Genomic DNA, 22989 nt, shown 5'->3' on the forward strand with positions numbered 1-22989 from the left:
AAAAAGGTACTCGTTGGCAGATAAAGATCGCCGGTTGGCAACTAATATTATTTATGGTGTTTTGCAGCATAAACTTACCCTCGAATATTGGCTAAATGGGTTTGTGCAGGGAAAACGGCTTGATCCTTGGGTAAAGACGCTTCTCTTGTCTGCACTTTACCAGTATCATTATTTAGAACGAGTTCCGGATTGGGCGGTAACTGACGAAAGTATTGAAATAGCTAAACGTCGAGGAAATCCAGGTATTCGAAAGTTTGTCACTGGCGTTTTACATGCCATTTTGCGGAAAGGATTACCTGACCTGCGGCAAATTGATGAACGTGATTTGCGGTTAAGTATCGAAAATAGTGTCCCACGGTGGCTAGTCAACGAGCTGACTAGGGAATATGGCGAAGAAAATACTGAAAAAGTACTTCAATCAATTAATGAGCCGGCTCATCAGGTAATTAGAGTTAACATCGTCAAAACTGACCTTCCAACCGTCAAACAAACTTTAGATGCTGCTGGAATTGAATATCAAGAAAGTCAAGTTGCGCAAAATGCTTTAGTAATTACTAAAGGTGAAATTATCAGTTCCGATCTCTTCAAAAATGGCGAAATTACTATTCAAGACGAAAGTGCCATGTTAGCCGTGGAAAGCATGCATATTGAGCCAGGGGATAAAGTCCTGGACGCTTGTGCAGCTCCGGGTGGAAAGACCGTTCAAATAGCAGAAGCCCTCACTAATGAAGACGGCCACGTTGATGCACTTGATATTCACCAACATAAGGTTAGATTGATTGAAAAGAATGCTCGTCGACTGGGAGTTGAAAAGCGAGTTACTGCTCATGCCCTTGACGCACGGGAAGTTGATCAACTTTTTGATGATGAAAGTTTTGACAAGGTCTTAGTTGACGCACCTTGTAGTGGGATTGGACTTTTACGCCGGAAGCCAGAAATTCGTTATACAAAAACGCTAAATGATAGCAAGCAATTACATAAGATTCAGTTAGCAATTTTAAATGCGGTTGCCGCAAAAGTTAAAAAAGGCGGTATAATCACATACAGCACGTGCACAATTTTACAGCAAGAAAATGATGATACTGTTCAAACGTTTCTAGCTGAACATCCGGAGTTTGAGTTAGTAAAAACAACAACTGCACGAAAAGTTAAGGATAATCGTCACTCACCAACCTTAACTATATTACCGAGTGATTTTGATTCTGATGGCTTCTTCGTCAGTAGCCTTAAGAAGGGAATATAAATGAAAGCTGCTTATCAAACAGATATCGGCCACCAACGAAAGCAAAACCAGGACCGGGTTGCTGTGTTTACTAACAAGCTAGGCAATCAATTAATGGTTATTGCTGATGGAATTGGTGGCAATCGTAGCGGAGATATCGCTGCAGAGCAAACAGTTGCGACTTTGGGGAGTCAGTTTAAAAAAAGGCCTCCGCAGACTTCGATGGAAGGGATCCGCTGGTTTGCTCGTGAAACCCAATTAATCAATAATAAAATCTTAGCGCAATCCAAACGTAATCTTCGCTTGCAGGGGATGGGAACAACAATGGTTGCCGCTATTGCATTTAAGGATGCGGTTGTGGTTGCTAACATTGGTGATAGTCGAGGATATATCCTTCATCAAAACCTATTAACGCAGATTACAGTAGACCATTCATTGGTTAATGAATTGGTAAAAACGGGAGATATATCAGAAGATGAAGCACTAAAGCTACCCCAGAGCAATATAATTACAAGGGCAATTGGAATCTCACAGGATGCACAAGTTGATGTAAACCGCTTTGAATTAAACGAAGGTGATCAACTGTTAATGTGTTCTGATGGCTTGTTTAAGACTGTTTCTAAGGAGCGGATTATCAAGGTGCTTGAATTGCCGAGACCGCTTGAAGAGAAATGTGCTCAACTTATAAAAATGGCAAATGATGCCGGCGGACCAGATAATATTACCGTTTTAATTGGGATTAATAGTAACCAGGAGGGATAGATGAATCCTGGATATGAAATTGGTCACCGATATCGGATAATTCGGTCACTGGGTGAAGGTGGAATGGCTAATGTCTACTTGGCACATGATATGGTTCTTGATCGGGACGTTTCTGTTAAACTATTGCGTCTTGACTTACGGGACGATCCAAGTACTAAACGGCGATTTCACCGGGAGGCAATGGCCGCAACGCAGTTAAATGATCCTCATATTGTTGGAATTTATGACGTTGGTGAGGATCATGGCTTGCAATACATGGTAATGCAATATGTAAAGGGGACAGACCTTAAAGCATATATAAAAAAGCACTATCCGATTCCACTTCCACAAGTTATTGATATTATGGAACAGGTGCTTTCAGCAGTTGCGACCGCCCATGCTCATGGGATTATCCACCGGGACTTAAAACCACAAAATATCTTAATTGATGAAAATAAAAACGTTAAAATTACTGATTTTGGAATTGCGGTTGCTGTATCGCAAGACTCATTAACGCAGACTAATACCTTGATGGGGTCAGTTCACTACCTATCCCCAGAACAAGCGCGAGGAAGCATTGCTACTAAACAATCAGATATCTATTCACTAGGAATTATCTTGTTTGAACTTCTAACAGGAAAGGTTCCGTTTGAAGGAGAAACGGCTGTCTCAATTGCCTTGAAGCATTTCCGCGAAGAAATACCTTCTGTTCGTGAACAGAACAAAGAAATTCCTCAATCACTCGAAAACGTAATCATTAAAGCGACAGCAAAGGAACCAGCTGAGCGGTATAGTTCAGTTAATGAAATGGCGGCTGATTTGAAAACCGTCCTTGATCCACAAAGAGCTAATGAGCCGCGGTTAAAGATCCAACAAGATGATAATGGAGAAACTAAGGTGTTAGATATTAAACACCTAAAAGCTGATGATTACCAACCAAAGAAGTCAACTGATTCACCAACCGTTGATCCATCAACTAAACCGCAAAAGTGGAAAAAATATGGGATTGTTAGTGGAACGCTTGGCATGATTGTGCTGATTGCAGTCTGTAGCTGGTGGTTCTTGATCCGTCAAGTAATCATCCCCGATGTAGAAGGAATGACAGTGCTAAAGGCAGAACAACGATTGCACCAGCAAAACTTACGGATTGGTAAGATTACTCGAGTAAATAGTCAGGCGGTTGATAAAAACCGAATTGTTTCAACCAATCCTGACGTCAGCCATAAGACCCGTGTTAGTACCCCAATTAATTTAACGGTTAGTACAGGAGTTAAGCAATTGCAAATGGCTGATTATGTTGGTGAGGACTATTCTTCAGTAGCCGCTAACCTTCGTCGCAAGGGATTTCAAGTTCATCAAGAACCAGTGTATTCGGATGATATCGATAAGGGACAGATTATCAGACAAAACCACAAAAAAGGTACGATTGTTAAGCCTGCTGCTAACACAATTATTTTTCGAGTAAGCGCAGGGAAAGAACCAATTAAGATTCCAAACTTTAAGAATCAAGATATTAGTGCTGTGCAACAGTTTGCAAATAAAAATAATTTGCAATTGACAACTCAAGAGAAAAAATCAAAAACAATCGCGACTAACCATGTGATTAATCAGACGCCGCGAGCTGGATCGACATTAAATCATGGTGATACGTTAACGGTTTCCATTGCTAATTCTGGTAATCAAACAAAGACGACGAATATTCAGATTAACATTCCATTCGATGGAAATGGTGGCCAGCGTGAAAACCGTGTACAGGTATATATCAGAGATGCCAACCATAATTTAACAATGGAGTATCAAGATATTACAATTAATCAGGAAACAACAATTAATGTGCCATTTACCCTTAAACAAGGACAAACAGGTGCATACCGTGTTGTTCGCAATGGACGAACGATTATGAGTGCAACAAATATTACTGGATAATTGAAAACAGGAATAATCCAACAATCATTAAGTGGCTTTTATGATGTAATTGCAGATGAAAAGATTTATCGGACAAGGGCGCGTGGAAACTTTCGTCAACGAAAGATCAAGCCAGTAGTTGGCGATCATGTTGAATTCAGTGCTGAAAATCAACAGGAAGGGTATTTATTAAAAATCTTGCCTCGTCGCAATCAGTTGGTGCGGCCGCCTGTTGCTAATGTTGATATGGCAGTTGTCGTAACCTCAGCTAAAGAACCAGCATTTTCCGCTAACCTTTTAGACCGTCAATTGATTGCTTTAGAAGCCCAAGATGTTACTCCTTTAATTTATTTTTCAAAGACTGACTTACTGACAGATGATGAATACCAACAACTTTTACCAACGATCGAGGGCTATCGTAAAATTGGCTACCATGTTTATGCGGCCCGTGAGCCCTTTAACCCTGATCAATTAGTAAGTTTGATGGAAGAATTAAAGGGAAATATTGTAACAATGATGGGGCAGACAGGAGCAGGGAAGTCAACCTTGCTTAATCATTTGGCTCCCCAATTAAAATTAGCGACTGGTGAAATTTCCCAAGCGCTTCAACGGGGACGGCATACAACAAGAAAAGTAAGTTTACTAGATGTTAACGGTGCTCTGATAGCCGATACCCCAGGTTTTTCATCGTACGAAACATTTGATATGACGGTAAATGATTTGCCGCATTTATTCCCTGAAATGGCTAAAAATTCAGCTGATTGTAAGTTTCGGGGTTGCCTTCACATAAAAGAACCACAATGTGCTGTGAAGGAAGCGGTAAACAATGGTATAATCATGAAGAGTCGGTATGATGATTATCTTCAGTTCCATGAATTGATTACTAATCAAAAACCAAATTATAAGAAATGAATGATTAAAGTTGCACCATCAATTTTAAGTGCAGATTATGTAAATTTACAAAAGGACATTGAAAAGGTAGAAAAGGCCGGTGCACCATACTTACACATTGATGTTATGGATGGTACCTTTGTTCCAAGTATTTCTTACGGACCAGGTTTTGTTAAGGCTATTCGTCCAATTACAAACATGGTATTGGATGTGCACTTGATGGTTGAAAGTCCAGAACATATTTTACCAATGTTCATTGATGCTGGCGCTGATATTATTGGTGTTCAAGTAGAAGCTACTCAACACATTCACCGTGCTCTTCAAATTATCAAAAACGGTGGCGTAAAAGCCGAAGTTGTTATTAACCCAGGTACACCAGTAGCGATGATTGAACCAGTATTACACATGGTTGACCAAGTCTTGGTAATGACTGTTAACCCTGGATTTGGTGGTCAAAAGTTCTTACCGGAAACCGTTGACAAGATTGCCCAATTAAACGCAATTAAAGAAGAAAAGGGCTATAATTTCGATATTGAAGTAGACGGTGGAGTTAACGATAAGACAGTTGTCGATTGCTACAAAGCCGGTGCTACAGTAGCAGTTGCAGGTTCATATGTCTTTAACGCTGAAGATCCTGCTGAACGAATCAAGGCTCTTGAAGATGCTACTAAGTAAATGAGAGTAAATATACTAGTTGGCGGTCCGCTTGAAATGGTTCCAACCGAGTTGATTTTGCAACGTAAAGATGAAAAATGGATTGGGGTTGACCGGGGGGCTTTAAGATTATTAAGGTGGGGAATTAAGCCGGTTTTAGCAATTGGTGACTTTGATTCCGTTACTGGGGAGGAATTGCAAGGTTTAGAAGGTAAAATTACTCGTATAAAAACTTATCCTCCTGAAAAAGATTATACTGATACGCAATTGGGCGTGAAATTTGCAATCCAAGAACAGGCTGATGAAATTGAAATTTTTGGTGCAACGGGAGGACGCTTAGACCATTTATTAGCTAACCTCTTTCTTCCGTTGCAGAGTGAATTTAAACCATACTTAACCAAGATTAAGATTATTGACTGTCAAAATGTTGTCTCTTACTACTTGCCAGGGGATTACACTATTTCTCGCCTGCCGCATAAGAAGTACCTGGCCTTTGTCAATCTTACTCCTGTTCGAGGCCTTACGTTAAAAGACGAAAAATATCCACTGCAAAACTGGAGTAGTCAAATTCCATTTTCGTGGACAAGCAATGAATTTACAGCTGGAGAAAATCATTTTTCATTTGAAAGTGGAATTATTTCTGTAATTCAGTGTAGCGACCAATTAAAATAGATGGCTAAAGATTTTATCAACGGTAAACGGACGCAATTTGGTAATAAGCGTTCTCACGCCCTTAACTCAAGTCGGCGTAGCTGGAAGCCTAACTTGCAAAAGGTAACCATTTTAGTTAATGGTAAGCCTAAGAAGGTATACGTTTCAGCACGTACACTGAAGTCAGGTAAAGTGACTCGGGTTTAAATGGCAGTAAAAATCAAAACTAAGTCAGGTACAATTGACATTGATAATGATGTGATTTCATCAGTTGTTGGTGGGGCTGCTACTGATAACTACGGTGTTGTTGGAATGGCAAGCCGAAACCCCCTCCGTGATGGGGTTAACCAAATTCTTCGTCGTGAAAATTTTGCGCGCGGCGTTGTTGTTCGGCAGCAAGATAATGGTGTAGCTGTTGACGTAAATATTATTGTAGGCTATGGCACAAAGATCTCAGAAGTATCAAAAAGTGTCCAAGCAAAGGTAAAGTATAATCTTGAAACAATGCTCGGTATTACGGCAAATTCAGTTAATGTATGTGTCCAAGGTGTGCGGACACTAGAAGATTAATTGGCTGTAACAAAAATTACAAACCTTGAATTCGGTAAAATGGTCCAGGCGGCCGCCGATAAACTTGGTAAGAACGCTGAATTTATTAATTCATTAAATGTTTTTCCAGTTCCAGATGGAGACACCGGGACAAACATGACTTCTTCAATGGCAAGCGGTGCCAAGTACGAACGCAACGAAACCAGTAAGAGGGTTGGCGACCTGAGTGCAGCGTTAGCAAAGGGCCTTTTGATGGGAGCACGCGGAAATTCTGGGGTTATTTTATCGCAGATTTTCCGTGGCTTTGCAAAGGCAACAGAAGGCATGGATGTTTTATCTACTGCTGACTTTGTTAATGCTTATGCTAATGGTGCAAAGACAGCTTATAAGGCTGTGATGAAGCCAACAGAAGGTACCATTTTAACTGTTGTTCGTGAATCAGCTCAAGCAGGCCTCAATAAGATTAAAGAGACTGATGATCTTGTTGAGATTATGCATACTATTTATGAAGCAGGTGAAGAAGCGCTTAAAAAGACGCCGGATTTATTGCCAGTCCTGAAAGAAGTTGGCGTGGTAGATTCTGGTGGGCAAGGACTTGTCTTTGTACTTCAAGCCTTTGATGAAGCCTTGAGTGGCCGCGTAGATAAAAGTGATGACTATAAACCTGACAATGCTGAAATTGATGAGATGGTTCACGCCATGGATCACCAAAGCGTTCAAGGAAAGCTTAATCCTGAAGATATCAAGTATACTTACTGTACTCAAATGTTGGTACGACTTGGTAAGGGTAAACAAGTGACTCAAAAGTTTGACTATGATACTTTCTATAACTACTTAGCTGACTTAGGCGATAGTTTACTTGTTCTAAACGATGATCAAGTTGTGCGGGTCCATGTTCATACCGAGCATCCTGGTAAAGTTTTATCTTGGGGTCAACAATTCGGTGATTTACAGACAATTGAAATTCATAACATGGTTTGGCAACAAGAAGAGATCATGGAAAAAGATGAAGAAGACGCTGACAGTGAGTCGCCAATTGAGAAGGCAAAAGCAGCTGCAGAAGCTAAAAAGGACCTCCAGACAGCTGTTATTGCCGTCGCATCAGGAGAAGGAATAGCGAAATTATTAAGGAGCTTGGGTGTTACCCATATCATTACAGGTGGTCAAACAATGAACCCAAGCACTCAAGATATTCTTGATGCCATTAATAATAGTGGTGCCAAGCAAGCTATTGTTCTGCCAAATAACGGCAACATCTTTATGACTGCTGATCAAGCTGCTGAAGTCGCTGATATTCCAACAAAAATTGTCCACAGTAAGACGATTGCCCAAGCGATGAGTGCGTTGCTTGAGTACAACCCAGAAGCATCTTTGGACGAAAATCAAGCAAATATGGAAGCTAATACAAATACGGTTGCCAGTGGAGCGGTTACTAATGCTGTTCGTGATACAACAATTGATGGTCGTGAAATTAAGAAAGACGACTACATGGGAATTGTTGATGGTAAAATCGTCACTACTGATTTGGAGCTGAAAGAAGCCGCTATTAAGATGGTTAAAGCCATGCTTGACGAGGATAGTGAAATTGTAACGATCTTATATGGAGCTGGTGGTGATCAAAAAACTGCTGAAGAGATTAAAGCAGCAGTTGAAGAAGTAGATGATGAATTAGATATTCAGATTTACGATGGTGGTCAGCCAGTTTATCCGTACCTGATTTCGGTTGAATAGTTGCGGAGTTTAACGGATTCCGTCGCCAATTTAAAAGGAGTTGGTCCTAAGCGGGTAGCAGATCTAGCTACTCTGGGAATAGATACTATTGAAGATTTGTTGACGTATTATCCCACTCGCTATAACGATTTTACGCCTACAGACATTGAAAGCGCCAAGGATAAGCAGAAAATTACTCTTCAAGGAGTAGTGGTGTCAGAACCGCTCTTGGTCCGCTATGGTTATCGGCGCAACCGGCTTACCTTTCGAATGCAGGTAGGTAATGAAGTGGTGATCGCAACTTTTTTTAATCAGCCCTATATTAAAAAGCAAATCGAACTAAATCAGCAAGTAACTGTAATGGGGAAATGGGATGCATCTCGCCGTCAAGTAACAGGAAACAAGCTTCTTAAGGAAAAAGCTGATGATCGAAATGAGTTTGGTGCGGTCTATGCGGTGAATAAGCATATCCGGCAAAATGTCCTCCAAAGTTTTATTCGTCAAGCTTACGAGGAATATGCCAATATCATTCCAACGTATTTGCCAGAAACGATTCGTCAACGATACCGGTTAATGGATCGGCGACAAATGATTAGGGAAATTCACTTTCCACAAACTCAGGCAACTGCAAAAGCCGCCCGCCGAACAGCAGCTTACGAAGAGTTTTTCCTGTTTCAGTTACGACTGCAAGCAATTCGCCGTGCCCACCGTCAAGAAGATGGCGAGCGGATTTTATACCATAATGACGAGTTAAAAGAATTTATTGGCGGACTCCCATTTGAATTAACTGATGCCCAAAAACGGGTTGTTAATGAAATTTGCCGTGATATGCGTCAACCATACCAGATGAATCGATTGTTACAGGGAGATGTTGGTTCTGGAAAAACAATTGTTGCTGCTATTGCCATTTATGCAGCTATTACTGCCGGTTATCAAGCAGCTTTAATGGCGCCGACAGAAATTCTGGCAGGACAACATGCTGAGAAATTAGCGAAAATTTTTGAAGGAACCCATGTCCAGGTTGCTCTTCTGACTGGTTCATTGACTGCTAAGCAACATCGGGAACTATTGACGGCGATGAAGCGGGGGGATGTCAACCTCATTGTCGGAACCCATGCGCTAATTCAAGATGGAGTTGAGTATGCTAATCTTGGTCTGGTAATTACTGATGAACAGCACCGTTTTGGGGTCAACCAGCGTCAGCAACTTCGTGAAAAAGGCGAACATCCTGATGTATTAGCCATGACAGCGACCCCTATCCCACGGACACTAGCGATTACTAATTATGGTGAAATGGATGTTTCGATAATTGACCAATTACCGGCTGGGCGAAAACCAATTCAAACAAAGTGGCTACAGTCTAACCAACATGCCGCAGCAATCCATTTCTTACGTGACCAATTAAAGCAAGGAGCACAGGCGTATGTTGTGAGTCCTTTGATTGAGGAATCAGCGGCTTTAGATGTACAAAACGCGACTGATCTTTATAATCAGCTATCGGCCGATCTTGAGCCAGCTTATAAAGTGGGCTTACTCCATGGACGAATGGGGACGGAAGAAAAAGATGAAGCGATGCGCCAGTTTAAATCTGGTGAGCTTCAAGTTTTAGTTGCAACCACGGTTATTGAAGTTGGTGTTGATAATCCTAATGCAACGGTAATGGTTATATATGATGCTGATCGTTTTGGGCTTGCACAGCTTCACCAATTACGTGGTCGGGTTGGTCGAGGCAGTCGACAAAGTTATTGTCTCTTAATTGCCGATCCGAAAACTGATGAAGGAAAAGCCCGGATGAAAACGATGGTTGCTACCGATGATGGATTTAAGATAGCTGAACAAGACTTGAAACTACGGGGATCTGGAGATATTTTAGGAAAAAAGCAATCGGGGATGCCAGAATTTAAAGTGGGTGATCCGGTTGCTGATTTGAAAATGCTGCAAATTGCCCGTGCTGATGCTGGGAACCTATTAGGGATGCCCAATTGGGATCAGGTCGATGAAAATCAGCCACTTGTTTTATATTTAAAGCGTCATGAACTGGAGACGCACTTTGACTAAATGAAAATTGCTGTTGATGCAATGGGTGGAGATAATGCTCCCCAAGTAATCATTGAAGGGGTAGAAGAGGCCCGAGACCTTTACCCCGACCTAGAATTTGACCTTTATGGAAATCCAGACAAGGTTAAACCCTTAATAAAAAATAATGAGCGGCTTAATATTGTTGCTACCAGTGAAGAGATTTCAATGGGTGAAGAACCAGTCCGGGCGATTCGACGAAAAAAAGATTCGTCAATTGTTCGCGCGGCAACAGCAGTTAAAGAAGGAAAAGCTGATGCCTTCTTTTCTGCGGGAAACACTGGGGCAATTTTGGCGGCCGGCCTCTTCATTGTTGGCCGTATTAAAGGAATTGACCGTCCGGGACTCACTAGTATTTTGCCAATTGCCAAGCCGGGTGCTAGTCGACATAATTTTGTCTACCTCGATACTGGTGCAAATGCTGAAAGTAAAGAGAAAAATTTGGAACAATATGCTTACCTTGGTAAATTCTATGCCGAAAATGTATTGGGAGTTGCGAATCCTCGGATTGCGCTATTAAACAATGGGGCAGAAGAAGATAAGGGTGACAAATTACATAAAGAAGTATGGCAAATCCTCAATAGCAAAGACGATTTGAATTTTGTCGGCAATATTGAGTCTGGCGACCTCCTGTTTGGCAAGGCAGATGTTGTCGTAAGTGATGGGTGGACGGCAAATGCGGCCTTGAAAGCGACTGAAGGAACCGCTAAGATGATGATGACGTTAATTAAAGATGGAATCTTACATGGTGGTCTCCGTGCTAAGTTAGGTTATCTTATGCTAAAGCCCGTTTTCCATCAAATCGGGCAAAAAATGAGTGCTTCAACTTATGGTGGGGCAGTCTTATTAGGACTTAAGGCCCCCGTTGTTAAGACTCATGGATCTGCTGATGCTTTAGCAGTGAAAAATACAATTAGTCAAATCAGAACGATGATCAAAACGGGTGTGATTGAAAAAACAGTTGAGTTTTTTGATAACACCGAAAATCTAGACAATTCTAAGAAAAACGAATAGATGGCTGATAATAAGAAAACAGAAATCTTTAATAAGGTTTCAGAGATTGTTGCTGACCATTTTGATGTTGATCGGGCTAAGATTACTGATGATTTGAACTTAAAGACAGATTTGGATGCTGATTCAATTGACTTTGTTGAATTTGTTCTCGAATTAGAGGATACGTTTGGCGAAGAAATTAATGATGAAGATGCTGAAAAGTTAAGTACAATCGGTGAAGTTGTTGATTACATTGCAGAACATACTGCCAACTAAATGATCAAAGAATTACAAGACTACCTGGCCAAGGAATTTAATATTCATTTTGATAATCCTGCTTTATTAGCAGAAGCTTTTACTCAAGCTTCGTATGTAAATGAACATCCTAACCAAGGATTAAAATATTACGAACGGATTGAATTTCTTGGCGATGCTGTGTTGGAACTGATCGTTTCAGAATATATTTATAAACGTTTCCCTGAATTGCCACAGGGAAAACTTACTCGCTTAAGAGCGGCAATGGTATGTGAAGATAGTTTTTCTAAATTTGCCAAGGAATGTCATTTTGATCAATATATTCGCTTGGGTCATGGTGAGGAAATGGCCGGCGCAAGAGAACGGCCAGGCTTGCTATGTGATATTTTTGAATCATTTATTGGTGCCCTCTATTTAGATCAAGGCCGACCAGCAGTCGAAAAATTTGTCCAACGGGTTATCTTTCCTAAACTTGATATGGGCTGGTTTGATCATGCTGTTGATGCCAAGACCAGTCTTCAGGAATTTCTCCAACGTGACGGTGACATTGCCATTGAATATCATTTGGTGGAGGAAAGCGGAACAGAAAATGACCCTGAATTTAAAGTAAATGTTACTGCTAACGGTGACGTTATCGGTGAAGGAAAGGGCTCATCAAAGAAGCATGCTGAAATGCAAGCAGCACAACAGGCACTTGATAATATGAGAAATAAAAATAAATAGATGCAATTATTGTCTTTAACTTTGGACGGCTTTAAATCCTTTGCCCAAAAAACAACAATTAAATTTGAGCCCGGAATGACAGGGATTGTTGGTCCGAATGGTAGTGGAAAGAGTAATATTATCGAAGCTATTCAATGGGTAATGGGCGAACAGTCGGCTCATCATTTACGGGGAGATCGGATGGCTGATGTTATCTTTAATGGGTCATCAGATCGTAAACCTTTAAACCGGGCCCTAGTTTCGATTACGCTAGATAATAGCGATCATTACTTAGCTAGTGAATTTACTGAGCTTACCATTACTCGTAAAATATACCGCAATGGTGATAGTGAGTACTTAATCAATGACCAAAGCGTCCGCTTAAAGGACATTACAGACTTATTCATTGATTCTGGTTTAGGTCGAGAATCCTTTTCCATTATTTCCCAGGGACGGATTGAAGAAATTTTTAACGGTAAACCAATTGATCGGCGGGGAATCATTGAAACCGTTGCGGGAGTTGCCAAGTATAAGAAGAATAAAGAAACAGCTGAAAAGCGACTTACTACGACGATGGAAAACCTTAACCGGGTAAATGACATTATTAGTGAGTTAGAAAAGCAGATCGAACCTTTAGAAGAGCAAAGTGCAATTGCCCAAGATTACTTGGAACAAAAGAAACAATTTGATGTGCTTGATCGGACACAAACGGTTCGTCATTATGACGAGTACTATGAAAAGTTAACCAAATTAGGTGCCAAGCTCGATCAAGCAGAAGCGATGGTAAGGGACTATCAAGGACAAGCAGGCCGCGATCAGCAACAGCTTGATAATTTGAAGCAAAAGCGTCAACAACTAAACGCAACTAAAGATCGTCTCCAAGCGATTATCTTAAATCAGACGGAGGCAATTGCTAAGTATGAGAATCAGCAATCGGTTTCCAGTGTTCGTCGTGAACAACGTGAAAATGAGCAACGGCGGTTAACTACCCAACAGGCTGAACTCAATGCACGTTTAAAAGAGGTTAAGGCAAACCAACAGGCAAATGACGAGCAATTGGCTGAACAAAAAGCGTTGATTAATGGTCAGCAAGCTGAGTTTGAAACAGCCAGAAAGATGAGTAGCAGTGAGCGGATCGCGACCCTAAAACAGCAAGTGGAGGATTTACGTAACCAACAAGTTAGCTTGATGCAGGAAAGAACAACGATTCATAATCAGCAATCTTTCTTGTCACGTAATCATGAACAGGCGATGAGTCTTCAACGTCAGAATGTCGAGGAACTTGACGCTACTAAGAACCAGCTTGCAGAAATTAATCAAGAATATGACCGCTACCAACAAGAAGTAGCCATTACTAAGGGAAGCCTACAGACTGTCAGTGAAAAACTAAAAGCAGCTCAAGATCACCGTGAAAAACTTAATTACGGGTACCAAACAAAACAACGTGATTGGTATGCAGCATTAGGAGATGTACGGTCGCTTAAGTCGCGAATTAACGCTTATCAGTCAATGGCCGATGAATATAGCGGCTATTACCGGGGAGTTCAAGAAGTCCTTCGGCAACGGCAGCAATTTCCTGGATTGGCGGGAGCAGTCAGTGAATTATTTGATGTTCCTGCCAAGTACACGCAAGCGGTTGAAACAGTATTAGGAAGCCAGCTTCAGCAATTGGTTGTTGACCGGCAAGCTACTGCCAAAGCAATTATTAACTTCTTGATTAAGACTCGCGCTGGCCGGGTAACTATTTTGCCGCTTGATACGCTTAGCCACCGGCGACCATTAAACATTTGGCCACAACTAACTGGTCTCCCTGGCTTTTTGGGTCGAGCAACAGAACTTATTAAGTTTGATCAAAAGTTTCAGATTATTGCTGACCACTTACTAGGAACAACGGTTATTGCTGACAACCTTGATCATGCCACTGAGATTGCTCGTGCAGGTCGTCATATGGTACGGGTGGTAACTCTTGACGGTCAGTTGATCAATGCTAGTGGAGCGATGACTGGGGGAGCCACCCGTAGTCAACGAACAGGACTTTTAAGTCAAAAGCAAATGGCTAAGCAACTAGAAGAAGAGCTAAAAAAACAGGAACAGCTTGCAGCAAACTTAGAGCAAGAAATTACTAAACTACAACAAGCGCAAAAAGCGAACGAACAAGTAGTAGCTGATTATCAGCAACAAGTTCAGACTTTACAAGATAAGTTTCATGAGCAAGAAAGTAATTGCCAGTTGATCTCAAGTAAGCATGAGACGCTTACTAATCGGGTACAGATTTTAGAAACCCAAAATAAACAGCAAGACACTCAACATCAGGATTACGAATCACAAGTTCAACAAAATAATGAACAAGCTGATAAAGTAAACCAGAAATTGACGCAAGTTGTGGCAAAGATTAAGCAAATTCTTACCCAGATCGATGAATTACAGAATGATGCGTCGACTCAGGCACGACAATTAGCACAAATGCAACAAAAAATTGCAGTGGCCGAAGAACGACTTCAACAATATCAACGCCAAAGTCAAGAGTATAACCGGCAATGGCGAGAAGCTGAGGAGAGTTTAGAAAAGGTCACGGTTGCAATCGCTGAGTTAACGACTCAATCAGCTAGTCAATCAACAAGTGAAAAATCGACACAGACAGCCTTAAAAGATGCTAAAGAAGAGCAGGCAAAAGCTAAGGTGCAACTGGAAGATAATTCAGTTGCTCTTGAAGAACTTGAGCAAAAGCTGTCACAAGCCGAAGCACATTATAATCGTCTGCAAGAACTTCAGCGGGCAGCCCTTGATGATCGTAATAACTTAAATGAAGAGCGCGTGAAGTGTGAATCAATGGTTGAGCAAGCTCTTAATCGATTATCTGAGCAATATTCCATGACCATTGATGAAGCTCGTCAACAGATGAGTGACTTGGACGAAGAGATCTTAGCGACCCGGTTGAAGCTATTAAAGCGGGGATTGGATGATCTTGGTCAAGTTAATGTTGGAGCGATTGAAGAATATGAGCGTGTTCGTGAACGGTACGATTTCTTGAAGGGACAACAAGACGACTTGCTCGCCTCTCGAGCTCAGCTTAATCAGACGATGGGTGAGATGGATGCCCAAGTCAAGAAACGGTTTATTACAACCTTTAATCAGGTTTCACAAAAGTTTGATGAGACGTTCCAACAAATTTTCTCTGGTGGTCATGCTAAACTCGTCTTAACCGATCCCCATGACTTATTAACAACCGGAGTCGATATTATGGCCCAGCCACCGGGAAAGAAAAATCAACATCTTTCATTGTTATCCGGTGGGGAGCGAGCATTAACGGCGATTACCTTACTATTCGCTATTTTAAAAGTCCGCCCAGTTCCATTTGCAATTCTTGATGAACCAGAGGCAGCCTTGGATGAGGTCAATGTACAACGTTTTGCACACTACCTCAGCAAATTTGGTACTGAAGGTCCACAATTTATCGTCATTACCCACCGCAAGGGAACGATGATGGACGCTGATGTACTGTACGGGGTTACAATGCAAGAATCAGGAGTTTCAAAGATGGTATCAGTGGACGTTGTTGATACTTTACAAGAGAGTGACAATTAAATGGGATTATTTGATATTTTTCGCCGTCATAAGAAAAAAGAAGAGGAAAAAACGCCTGATAGTTCAAGCGCAGTTGTTCAATCTGAAACCGCGCATGAAGATGAAGCAGCAGATACGACGAGTGCGACACCAGCTTCTGCACCAATTCATCCGGAACCGGTAAATATTCCTCCTGCCGATAGCTATGAGGAAAAGATTAACCCGGATGGAACTCACGAAATACTTCATAACAGGGTTAAAGAAGAAAAAGAAGAGGATACTAGCGAGAAAAGTCACTCAGAAGAGGTAGCAGCCTCAAGTGTTTCTGAAGAAGAAGTACCGTCGTCTAGTACTCCGGAAGAAACTATTTCTGCAGAAGAACCGTCTTCTAATTCTGCTGAAACTGAAACAGCCGTCGAACCGACCGAACCCGTTGCAGAAGAAGAAAAAACAGTTGAAGAACCAGTAATGCCAACTAAAGAAGAAGTGGCAGAAGATTCCTCAGCTACTGAAGAATCAAATGAGACTGATAATTCTGAAGAAAATGATGGTGATGAGGAACAACAACCTTCTCCTGAACCAGAAGAGGATCAAGAATCTGAAACAGTTAAGAAATACGATCGCGGGCTTGAGAAGTCCCGGACAGGCTTCGGGGCACGGTTAAATAAGTTCTTGGCTAATTTCCGGCATGTTGATGAAGACTTCTTTGATGATCTTGAAGATATGTTAATTGAATCTGATGTCGGCTATGATATGGCAATGAAGCTCAGTGATGAATTGCGAGAAGAAGTAAAACTGCAAAACGCTAAGAGCAAGCAGGATGTTTCCAACGTCATTATTGAAAAAATGGTCGAACTTTACGATGAAGCTGGTCAAGACGAAAATCCTGACTTAACCATGGCAAAAGAAGGACCAACTGTTATTATGTTTGTCGGTGTTAATGGAGCCGGAAAGACAACAACAATTGGTAAGATGGCCGCCCTCTTTAAGAAGCAAGGTAAGAAAGTTCTTCTAGCGGCTGCTGATACGTTCCGGGCGGGGGCCACTGAGCAATTAGATGTATGGGCAAAACGTGATGGTGTTGACATCGTTACCGGACCAGAAAACGGTGATCCAGCGGCTGTCGTCTTTGATGCAGTAAAACGGGCAAAAGATGAAAACTATGATATCTTGTTCGTTGATACTGCTGGTCGGCTCCAAAACAAGGTTAACTTGATGAATGAGTTAGCTAAGATGAAACGCATTCTTACTCGTGAAATTCCAGATGCTCCTCATGAAGTATTGTTAGTCTTGGATGCAACAACTGGTCAAAACGCTCTTAATCAGGCTAAACTATTTAAGGAAAGTACCGATGTAACAGGGATTGTTTTAACAAAACTAGACGGAACTGCTCGTGGGGGAATTGTCCTTGCTATCCGTAATGAACTCCACTTACCGGTTAAGTATGTGGGGCTCGGTGAAAAGGTAGATGACCTCCAGAAGTTTGATGCTGGCGACTTTGTTTATGGCCTGTTCAAGGGATTAGTCGAAGTTGACTAGATGGAAATTGAAAAGAATTATCGGATAAATTCATTATTTGAGTTTTACCAACCCTTATTAACCAAAAAACAAAATGATTATTTAGAGCTTTATTACGGGGATGACTACTCATTGGGCGAAATTGCCGAGAATTTCCATGTTAGTCGTCAAGCCGTATATGATAATATAAAGCGCACAGAAAGCATATTAGAAGATTACGAGGCCAAATTGCATTTGTATGCTGAATTTCAAGTTCGTAATCAACAGGCGGATCGAATTCAACGATACGTCCGAGAAAACTATCCAGACGATGCAACGCTCAATCACTTAGTAAATCATCTGGAAAGCTTGGAGGAAGAATAAATGGCATTTGAAGGTTTAACAGATCGTCTGCAAAAGGCGATGGAAAAATTACGACGCAAGCCCAAAGTTACGGAAGCTGATCTTCGGGAAACGATGCGTGAGATTCGGCTCGCCCTTTTAGAGGCCGATGTTAACTTTAAAGTTGTAAAAGACTTTGTAAAGACCGTTCGGGAAAAAGCAGCCGGAGCGGAAGTACTGAAAGGGTTAAATCCAGCCCAACAAATCGTTAAAATTGTTAATGATGAATTGACAAAACTGATGGGGGAAGAAGCAGTTCCTCTTAACAAAGCACCGCACATTCCAACTGTTATCATGATGGTTGGTCTTCAAGGGGCAGGTAAGACGACCACTGCCGGTAAATTGGCATTACGATTAAAAAATGAAAATCATGCGCGGCCAATGTTTATTGCTGCCGACGTTTACCGTCCCGCCGCTATTACTCAGTTACAACAAGTTGCTGACCAGATCGATGTTCCTGTTTTTGAAAAGGGGACAGATGTTGACCCGGTGGAAATTGTTCGCGAAGGGATGGAAGTAGCCAAGAAAAATCATAATGATTATGTCATTATTGATACTGCTGGTCGGCTTCAGATTGATGAACAATTAATGGATGAGCTTGCAAACATTAAAGAACTAGTAAATCCAAATGAAATTTTGCTTGTTATTGATTCGATGACTGGTCAAAACGCAGTAAATACAGCTCAAGGCTTCGATGATAAGCTTGACATTACTGGGGTTGTTTTAACCAAGTTAGATGGTGATACCCGTGGTGGGGCCGCCATGTCAATCCGGGCAGTCACAGGTAAGCCGATTAAGTTTGTCGGTGAAGGGGAAAAGATGGAGGATCTTGATGTCTTTCACCCTGACCGAATGGCTTCACGGATTCTGGGTATGGGGGACATGATGACCCTAATTGAAAAAGCCCAGAAGAATTTTGATGAAGAGCAAGCTCAAGAAACAATGGATAAAATGCGTGAAAACACATTTGACTACAATGATTTCTTGGCACAAATGGATCAGGTTACCAAGATGGGACCATTGGAAAACATTATTAAGATGATGCCAGGGATGGCTAATAATCCTGCCTTGAAGAATCTTAATTTGGATCCTAAGCAATTTGCTCATATCCGGGCCATTGTTCTTTCAATGACGCCAGAAGAACGTGAAAACCCTGATCTAATGAATCCTAGTCGTCGTCGTCGTTTAGCAGCTGGTGCGGGACGGCCAATTGTTGAAGTTAACCGGATGATTAAGCAATTTAATCAAATGCGTAAGATGATGAAGCAGGTTACAAACGGTAATTTCAATGGAATGCAAAATATGTTTGGTGGACAAATGCCAGGTGGCAAGATGGGACAAATGGCAATGAACCGCATGGCGCGAAAAATGAAAAAAGACAAGCAAAAACGCATTAAAAAGCTTCGTAAATTACGAAAGAAAAAATAAATGTCTGTTAAAATTCGTTTAAAGCGCATGGGTTCAAAGAAGCGTCCATTCTACCGGATCGTTGTAGCTGACTCACGTGCCCCACGTGATGGTCGTTTTATTACTTCAGTAGGTACTTACAACCCATTGACTACTCCTAAGGAAGTCAAGTTTGATGAAGACGCTGTTATGGAATGGTTACAAAAGGGTGCTCAACCTTCAGATACTGTTCGTAACATGCTTCAAGCAGCTGGTGTTATGAAGAAGTACCACGAAGCAAAGTACGCTAAGAAGTAGATGGCTGAGACAGATATTGAGTCGTTAATTCGTAGTTTAGTTATTCCGCTATTGAAGCAGCCACAGGCATTGTCAATTACCCAAAAAGATGATGGACGTTACCATCGTTATATAATTGATGTTGCTCCCAATGATGTTGGCCGTCTAATTGGCCGACAGGGACACGTTGCCGCAGCATTGCGAACAATAGTCGAGGGTACTCAATCTCGGCGGGCTAACTCTAAGCGAGTCCGGTTATTAATTAATGACCATCGTCACTAAATGGAATATTATAATGTTGGTAAGATTGTAAATACTCATGGTGTTCGCGGAGAAGTGCGCGTATTAGCAACTACTGATTTTATTGATGAACGATTTGCCAAGGGAAATACCTTGTACCTACAACAATCAGGCGAGCCTTTACCATTGACGATTGAAAGTACGCGGCAACATAAGGGATTTGTTCTTGTTAAGTTTGTCGGCTACGATAATATTAATGGTGTTGAACAATTCCGTGATCATGAATTAATGGTCAGTGCTGATGATCAACAGCCATTAGACGATGGTCAATATTACTACCACCAGATTATTGGATTAGACGTTGAAACAACAGATGGTCGTCATCTGGGGAAAATTAAGGAAATTTTATCTCCTGGTGCGAATGATGTGTGGGTTGTTGAACGTCCAGAAAAAAAAGATTTATTATTACCAGTGATTGATGATGTTGTTAAAAACGTTGACCTTGATAAAAATCTTGTAACAGTCGAATTAATGGAAGGACTTGAATAAATGAGGATTGATATTTTAAGCTTATTCCCCAATATGTTTCAAGCAACAATGGGGGAATCCATTATCGGTAAGGCGCAAGATAATGGATTTATCGATATTAATGTGACCGATTTTCGTCAATATACTACCGATAAGCATAACCATGTTGACGATGCGCCATTTGGTGGGGGAGCGGGGATGCTCCTTCAAGCGCAACCAATTTTTGACGCTATGGATGCAATTCATAAACAAACTAAAGATCAGTATTCAAAGGGACGGGTTATTTTAATGGATCCCGCTGGTCGAAAGTTTGATCAAGCCTATGCCAAAGAGTTAGCCCAGGAAGACCACTTAACATTTATCTGCGGTCATTATGAGGGATATGATGAACGAATCCGCAATTTAGTTACCGATGAAGCGTCTCTTGGCGACTATGTGTTAACAGGCGGGGAATTAGCAGCGATGGTGATGATTGATGCGACTGTCCGCTTTGTTCCTGGTGTCCTCGGCAACATGTCTTCACCAATGGGAGATTCATTTAGTAACGGTTTACTAGAATATCCTCAATATACACGTCCAGCAGATTTTCGGGGAATGAAAGTACCGGAAGTTCTTACGAGTGGTAATCATCAGAAAATTAAAGAATGGCGGATGCGTGAATCGCTACGACGGACTCTTCACCGCCGACCAGATCTTTTAAAAACTACTAAGCTAAGTCGGGAACAGCAATTAATGTTAGAAGATATTAAGCTGGATGAAGATCCAACTGTTCCAGACTAAATGAAAAAATTAATTAAACGATTATTTCTTAAGCAGAATCCCCGCGTTTATGAAGAAAAGGATGCACAATTAACCCCTAGTTTGCGAACAAGAGACTTAATTGGATTAGGAACTGGGATGGTAGTGGGAACGGCTATCTTTACTTTGCCAGGGATTGTGGCAGCTGAGCATACTGGTCCTGCCGTTCCATTAGCCTTCATTGTAGCCGCAATTGGCGCAGGATTATCGGCATTAGCCTATGCAGAAACGTCCTCAGTCCTGCCTTTTGCTGGTTCCGCTTTTTCCTGGATCAATGTTTTGTTTGGTGAATTCTTTGGTTGGATTGCTGGCTGGGCGCTTTTAGCTGAGTATTTTATTTCAGTCGCTTTTGTTGCGTCTGGGTGGTCAGCCTATATGCAAGGATTTCTTGGGAGTTTTGGGATTAAATTACCGCATGCCTTAACTGGTGGTTTTGATCCACATACAGGGTCTTATATTGATATTCTGGCCGCCTTTGCAATTCTAATTGTTGGAATTTTAATTTCCCGCGGCGTCCATCAGGTTAGCCGGATTGAAAATATTATTGTTAGTGTAAAGTTATTAGTAATTTTAATGTTTATTGTTGTGGGCGCAACTGCAATCCATCCGCAAAACTATATTCCATTTCTCCCTGCTCATCAACCAGGTACCACTTTTGGGGGCTGGCAGGGAATATTAGCTGGGACTGCACAAATCTTTATTGCCTATGTCGGCTTTGATGCGATTGCGGCTAATACAGCTGAAACGATTAACCCGCAAAAGACAATGCCACGAGGATTGATCGGGACACTATTACTAGGAACAGGCTTTTTTATTGCGGTTTCGCTCGTACTAGTGGGGATGTTTAAATATAGCCGTTATGCAAATAATGCAGAACCAGCAGCCTGGGCTTTAAGACAGTCTGGACACTATATTACGGCGAACTTGCTTTCCGTTGTAGCGATTGTTGGTATTTTCTCTGCGTTAATCGCAATCCTTTTAGCTTCCTCTCGACTAATCTATGCTTTTGGACGGGATGGGTTACTACCAAAATCACTCGGCCAAATCGATGATAAGCACGTCCCTAATCACGCATTATGGATGATTACTTTCTTGGCTATGATCTTGGGTTCTGTTTTCCCATTTACGTTCTTAGCAACCCTTGTTTCTGCGGGAACCCTGGTCGCATTTATCTTTGTTTCTCTGGGAATTTATGCCTTGCGTCCGCGGGAAGGGGTAGATTTGCCTGAAGCCCAGTTCAAGATGCCGTTATATCCAGTACTTCCAGCAATTTCGGCGATCTTTTCGGCCGTGATCTTCTGGGGCCTAAATACTGATGCAAAAATTTTAATGGTTGGTTGGTTCGTGATCGGTTTGTTAATTTACTTTATCTATGGAATTCGTCATTCAATCATTAATAAAGAAAACCACTAAATGCGTCAAAACAAGTTAATTGAAAAGATTACTGCTAGTCAATTACGGGATGATATTCCAGAATTCCGTGCCGGTGATACTGTTCGTGTTCACGCTCGGATCGTTGAAGGTTCACGTGAACGTATCCAGATGTTCGAAGGTGTTGTTATCAAGCGCCACGGTGCTGGTATCAGTGCTACTTACACTGTACGTAAGATCAGTAACGGTGTAGGTGTTGAACGTACTTTCCCAGTTCACTCACCACGTGTTGACAAGATTGATGTTCTTCGTTACGGTCGTGTACGTCGTGCTAAGCTTTATTACTTACGTGAACGTACTGGTAAGGCTACTCGTATCGCTGAACGTCGTCGCGACAACTAGGGGAGCGAGAAAAAAGTCACTTGTGACTTCGTTTTTCGACGCGAAGCTAGCCTTTGGGAGCCCCCGCAAGCAACAATAGGCCTTTAACGTTCGGTTTTGCCGGACGTTAGAGGCCATTGTTGTACTGCGTATTTGCTTTTTATGAAAGTAACTTA

Annotated in this window: 23 protein-coding genes (1 of these 23 running past the window's edge); all 23 read left to right on the plus strand. The window is 41.6% G+C overall.

Features of this window, described 5'->3' with window-relative positions; translation table 11 throughout:
* Tightly spaced (each overlapping or abutting the next), the 23 genes in view from rsmB to rplS form a layout consistent with a single transcriptional unit that may run on beyond the window.
* Positions 1-1243, plus strand: the 3' portion of a protein-coding gene (gene rsmB, locus HHK02_RS04125) for a 16S rRNA (cytosine(967)-C(5))-methyltransferase RsmB (protein WP_181462796.1). Its footprint begins 107 nt before the window's first position; the window shows 1243 of its 1350 coding nt (coding positions 108-1350); its start codon lies off the left edge, out of view; its stop codon occupies positions 1241-1243.
* Positions 1244-1984, plus strand: coding sequence for a Stp1/IreP family PP2C-type Ser/Thr phosphatase (locus HHK02_RS04130; protein WP_078009326.1), 741 nt, complete (start codon positions 1244-1246; stop codon positions 1982-1984).
* Positions 1985-3889: a Stk1 family PASTA domain-containing Ser/Thr kinase gene (pknB, locus tag HHK02_RS04135; protein ID WP_181462797.1), complete on the plus strand. Its 1905-nt coding sequence runs from the start codon at positions 1985-1987 to the stop codon at positions 3887-3889.
* A complete protein-coding gene (rsgA, locus tag HHK02_RS04140) occupies positions 3890-4780 on the plus strand; it encodes a ribosome small subunit-dependent GTPase A (RefSeq protein ID WP_181462798.1) in 891 nt (296 codons plus the stop codon).
* A complete protein-coding gene (gene rpe, locus HHK02_RS04145; RefSeq protein WP_035153182.1) occupies positions 4781-5434 on the plus strand; it encodes a ribulose-phosphate 3-epimerase in 654 nt (217 codons plus the stop codon).
* Positions 5435-6085, plus strand: coding sequence for a thiamine diphosphokinase (locus HHK02_RS04150; protein WP_181462799.1), 651 nt, complete (start codon positions 5435-5437; stop codon positions 6083-6085).
* Positions 6086-6271, plus strand: coding sequence for a 50S ribosomal protein L28 (rpmB, locus tag HHK02_RS04155; RefSeq protein ID WP_003663833.1), 186 nt, complete (start codon positions 6086-6088; stop codon positions 6269-6271).
* Positions 6272-6634: an Asp23/Gls24 family envelope stress response protein gene (locus HHK02_RS04160; RefSeq protein WP_003663831.1), complete on the plus strand. Its 363-nt coding sequence runs from the start codon at positions 6272-6274 to the stop codon at positions 6632-6634.
* Positions 6635-8344 carry a DAK2 domain-containing protein gene (locus tag HHK02_RS04165; protein WP_181462800.1) on the plus strand — a complete coding sequence of 570 codons (1710 nt, stop codon included), beginning with the start codon at positions 6635-6637 and terminating at the stop codon, positions 8342-8344.
* The gene (gene recG, locus HHK02_RS04170; RefSeq protein ID WP_181462801.1) at positions 8345-10381 is read left to right on the plus strand and encodes an ATP-dependent DNA helicase RecG; all 2037 of its coding nucleotides are present in this window, start codon (positions 8345-8347) and stop codon (positions 10379-10381) included. It abuts the gene before it with no gap.
* The gene (plsX, locus tag HHK02_RS04175) at positions 10382-11413 is read left to right on the plus strand and encodes a phosphate acyltransferase PlsX (protein WP_003672199.1); all 1032 of its coding nucleotides are present in this window, start codon (positions 10382-10384) and stop codon (positions 11411-11413) included.
* Positions 11414-11668: an acyl carrier protein gene (gene acpP / locus HHK02_RS04180; protein WP_003663823.1), complete on the plus strand. Its 255-nt coding sequence runs from the start codon at positions 11414-11416 to the stop codon at positions 11666-11668.
* The gene (gene rnc, locus HHK02_RS04185) at positions 11669-12370 is read left to right on the plus strand and encodes a ribonuclease III (protein WP_003672198.1); all 702 of its coding nucleotides are present in this window, start codon (positions 11669-11671) and stop codon (positions 12368-12370) included.
* Positions 12371-15934, plus strand: coding sequence for a chromosome segregation protein SMC (gene smc / locus HHK02_RS04190; protein WP_181462802.1), 3564 nt, complete (start codon positions 12371-12373; stop codon positions 15932-15934). It abuts the gene before it with no gap.
* The gene (ftsY, locus tag HHK02_RS04195) at positions 15935-17452 is read left to right on the plus strand and encodes a signal recognition particle-docking protein FtsY (protein WP_085678747.1); all 1518 of its coding nucleotides are present in this window, start codon (positions 15935-15937) and stop codon (positions 17450-17452) included.
* A complete protein-coding gene (locus HHK02_RS04200) occupies positions 17453-17794 on the plus strand; it encodes a putative DNA-binding protein (RefSeq protein ID WP_003663818.1) in 342 nt (113 codons plus the stop codon).
* The gene (gene ffh / locus HHK02_RS04205; protein WP_003672193.1) at positions 17795-19240 is read left to right on the plus strand and encodes a signal recognition particle protein; all 1446 of its coding nucleotides are present in this window, start codon (positions 17795-17797) and stop codon (positions 19238-19240) included.
* Complete coding sequence (gene rpsP / locus HHK02_RS04210; RefSeq protein ID WP_003663816.1) at positions 19241-19516, plus strand: 30S ribosomal protein S16; 276 nt, start codon at positions 19241-19243, stop codon at positions 19514-19516. It begins immediately after the preceding gene.
* The gene (locus HHK02_RS04215; RefSeq protein WP_003668367.1) at positions 19517-19777 is read left to right on the plus strand and encodes a KH domain-containing protein; all 261 of its coding nucleotides are present in this window, start codon (positions 19517-19519) and stop codon (positions 19775-19777) included.
* A complete protein-coding gene (gene rimM / locus HHK02_RS04220; protein WP_099979652.1) occupies positions 19778-20284 on the plus strand; it encodes a ribosome maturation factor RimM in 507 nt (168 codons plus the stop codon). It begins immediately after the preceding gene.
* On the plus strand, positions 20285-21043 hold the full coding sequence (trmD, locus tag HHK02_RS04225; protein WP_181462803.1) for a tRNA (guanosine(37)-N1)-methyltransferase TrmD: 759 nt from the start codon (positions 20285-20287) through the stop codon (positions 21041-21043).
* Positions 21044-22474, plus strand: coding sequence for an APC family permease (locus HHK02_RS04230; protein ID WP_181462804.1), 1431 nt, complete (start codon positions 21044-21046; stop codon positions 22472-22474).
* Complete coding sequence (gene rplS / locus HHK02_RS04235; RefSeq protein ID WP_003675625.1) at positions 22475-22834, plus strand: 50S ribosomal protein L19; 360 nt, start codon at positions 22475-22477, stop codon at positions 22832-22834.
* The last annotated feature ends 155 nt before the right edge of the window (positions 22835-22989 follow it).

It is taken from the genome of Limosilactobacillus reuteri (genome assembly GCF_013694365.1).
Taxonomy (GTDB): domain Bacteria; phylum Bacillota; class Bacilli; order Lactobacillales; family Lactobacillaceae; genus Limosilactobacillus; species Limosilactobacillus reuteri_E.